This is a genomic window from Yinghuangia sp. YIM S09857 (genome assembly GCF_051388915.1).
Classification (GTDB): Bacteria; Actinomycetota; Actinomycetes; order Streptomycetales; family Streptomycetaceae; genus Yinghuangia.
In genome coordinates, this window is the sequence record NZ_JBPKBH010000007.1 from 33,700 (window position 1) to 36,753 (window position 3,054).

Consider the following 3,054-nt stretch of genomic DNA (forward strand, 5'->3'; position numbering starts at 1 on the left):
GGTCCCGACCCTTGAGGGTCGGGACCCGCCGCCTTGTGACACTGTGTTCGACCGTCCGCCGCCGGCCCCCCGTCGGCCGGCGGCGCACCGCCGCGCGGGGGCCGCGTCAGCCGACGGGCGGCCTCGGGATCCGGGAGGATCCGGAGACGTCGTCCCCGCCCTGGCCGTACAGGTCGCCGTAGCCGCCGTTCCCGTACTGGTCACTCCCGTACTGGTCACTCCCGTACTGCCCGGCCCCGTGCTGACCGTTGCCGTACGCACCGCCCGGACCGTGCCCGTACTCCGCACCCGCCTGGTACGGCGCCCCGTGGGCCCCGTGCGCCCCGGCACCCGCACCCGCAAGCACCGGCTCCCGCAGCGGCCGCTCGACCTCGTCCTCGTCCTCACCCGCGCCATGGTCCATCTGCGGCAGCCAGCCCAGCCACTTCGGCAGGTACCAGTTGCGCTCGCCCAGCAGGCCCATGACGGCCGGGAGCAGGATCGCGCGGATGACCGTGGCGTCCAGCAGGACCGCCACCGCGAGGCCGACGCCCATCTGCTTCATCTGCTGCATCGACAGCGTCCCGAAGACCGCGAACACCGCCACCATGATCACCGCGGCGCTGGTCACCACGCCGGCCGTGCTGCGCACCCCGAACGCCACCGCGTCGTTGGTGCTCATGCCCTTGTCGTACGCCTCGCGGATCCGGCTGACCACGAAGACGTGGTAGTCCATCGACAGGCCGAACAGCACCACGAACAGGAACAGCGGCAGCCACGAGGTGATCGCGCCCGGCGCGTCCGTGCCGACCAGGAAGTCGCCGTAGCCGTGCTGGAAGACGAGCGTGAGCACGCCGTACGCGGCTCCCACCGACAGCAGGTTCAGCACGATCGCGGTCAGTGCGATGGCCAGCGAGCGGAACGACGCGAGCATCAGCAGGAAGGCGAACAGGAGCACGAACCCGAAGGCGATCGGCGTGGTCTTGTCGAGCTGGTGGTTGAAGTCCTTGGTCTCCGCGAAGTCCCCGGAGACCGGCGCGTCCACGCCCTCGACCTTGCCGAACGTGTCCGGCACCAGCTCGTCGCGCAGCGTGTTGAGCGACTTGCCGTCGTCCGCGCCGGTGAACGGCACGTTGACGAGCATCACGGTGTTCTTGTCGGGGAAGGTGCGGACGTCGATCTGGTCGGTGAACAGCGTCGGGTTCTCCACGACCCGCTTCTTGAAGTCGGCCAGCGCGGCCTGGAATCCGGGGGCGTTGATGTCCTCGGCCGAGATGACCACCTGCGCGGGCGACGGGCCTCCGGGGAACTTCTCGTTGACGTTCTTGTACGTCTGGACGATCGGCTCGCTCTTGGGCAGTTCCTTGTCGAGCGGCAGCAGCGACAGCTTCATGTCCAGCGCGGGCAGGGTCAGCGCGACCAGCAGGCCGCCGGCGACCAGCGTCCAGCCGAGCGGGCGCTTGAGGACGGTGCGCAGGATCGCGCCCCAGAACTTGCCGCCGTCGGGGGACGGGCGGCGCATGCGGCCCAGGCCGGGGATCTTGCCGGCGTCGACCTTGTCGCCGAGCATCGACAGCAGCGCGGGCAGCACGGTGACCGAGCCGAGCATCGCGGTGAAGACGACGATGATGGTGCCCATCGCCATCGACTGGAACTGGCCGAGGCCGGTGAACATCATGCCCGCCATCGCGACCATGACGGTGACGCCCGAGATGAGCACCGAACGGCCGGACGTGGCGGCGGCGATGGCCAGCGCGCGCTCCGGGTCGCGGCCCTTGGCGCGCTCCTCGCGCTCGCGGCGGATGTAGAAGAGGCAGTAGTCGACACCGACGGCGAGGCCGATCAGCAGCATCACCGACATGGTGACGTCCTCGGTCGGCACCAGGCGGCTGGCGAGGACGAGCAGGCCCATGCTCGCGGCGACGAACGCGGTGAGCGCCAGGACGACCGGCAGCAGGGCGGCGACGACCGCGCCGAAGGCGATGAGCAGGATGCCGAGGGCGAGCGGGACGGCGGTCCACTCGGCGGTCTTGAAGTCGTTCCCGATCGTGTCGTCGAACCACTTCTCGGCGGTCGCGTCGCCGAGTTGCTCGATCTTCAGGTCGGGGTGCGCGGCCTGGCCGGCCTTGACGGCGTCCAGGATCGGGTCGAGCTTGTCGACCGCGTCGTCCGGCTCGCCCACCACGTCGAACTGCGCGAGGGCGGACTTGCCGTCCTCGGAGACGGCCCCCTCGGAGGTGTAGGGCGAGCGGATGTTGGCCACGACGCCGCTGGCGTTCACCTTGGCGAGGACGTCGTCCACGGCGGCCCGGAAGGCGGGGTCCTGGGCGGACAGCGAGGTGCCGGTGAACAGCAGCATCTCGCTCGCGGGGTCCTCGACCCCGGCGTCCTCGATGATCTTCTCGGCGCGCCCGGACTCCCCCGGGGTCATGTCCGAGTCCTTGAGTTCCTTGGAACCGAGCATGCCGCCGATGACAACGGAGAGGACCACAAAAAGCAGCCAGGCGGCCACTGCCGTCTTGCGATTCCTCGCGCTCCATCCGCCCATCGAGGCGGCGAGATTGCGCCTGCGTGCCATGGGTTCGTTCTCCTTCGTCGCGTGTGCGTACGCGGCGGAACCGCCCCGAGTCGGTGGTTCCCGTGCTGTCGGTACGACGCTACGAGCCGGGGGGCATGCGGCCCCATCCGGCGAACTGCCGTATCCCTGGGGTGTGGGCGCCCGTACCAGGGGTGGGGCTAGCCCCACCCCTTAGGGGTTCGGCGCCTGGGGAACGGACCGGCTCATGGATATGTCGCCGGGAAAACCCGGGCGAGCATGATCATTTCGTGCACGTGGGTATCCGGGCCGCGCGAAAAGCCCCTGTCTGCCGATTCCTTGACAACCCATCAGAATCGGCGCACAAGGGAACGGAGTGGTGCGGAACGGGGCTCAGCTCACCAGCGTCGCGATCAGCGCGATGACCCCGGTGATCAGCAGCATCGCGCCGAGGATGCCGAGCATGGCGCGGCTGGCCGGCTTGTCCGGGTCCGGCGGTCCGAGTACGGGCGTGAAGCCCTCGTCGCCGCGCGCGGCGA

The 3,054-nt window shown here is 69.9% G+C and carries 1 protein-coding gene; it reads right to left on the reverse strand.

The features are described from left to right. Positions 1–106: 106 nt before the first annotated feature. A complete protein-coding gene (locus tag ACRX5S_RS16445; RefSeq protein ID WP_436773678.1) occupies positions 107–2,557 on the reverse strand; it encodes an MMPL family transporter in 2,451 nt (816 codons plus the stop codon). Between the last annotated feature and the right edge of the window lie 497 nt (positions 2,558–3,054).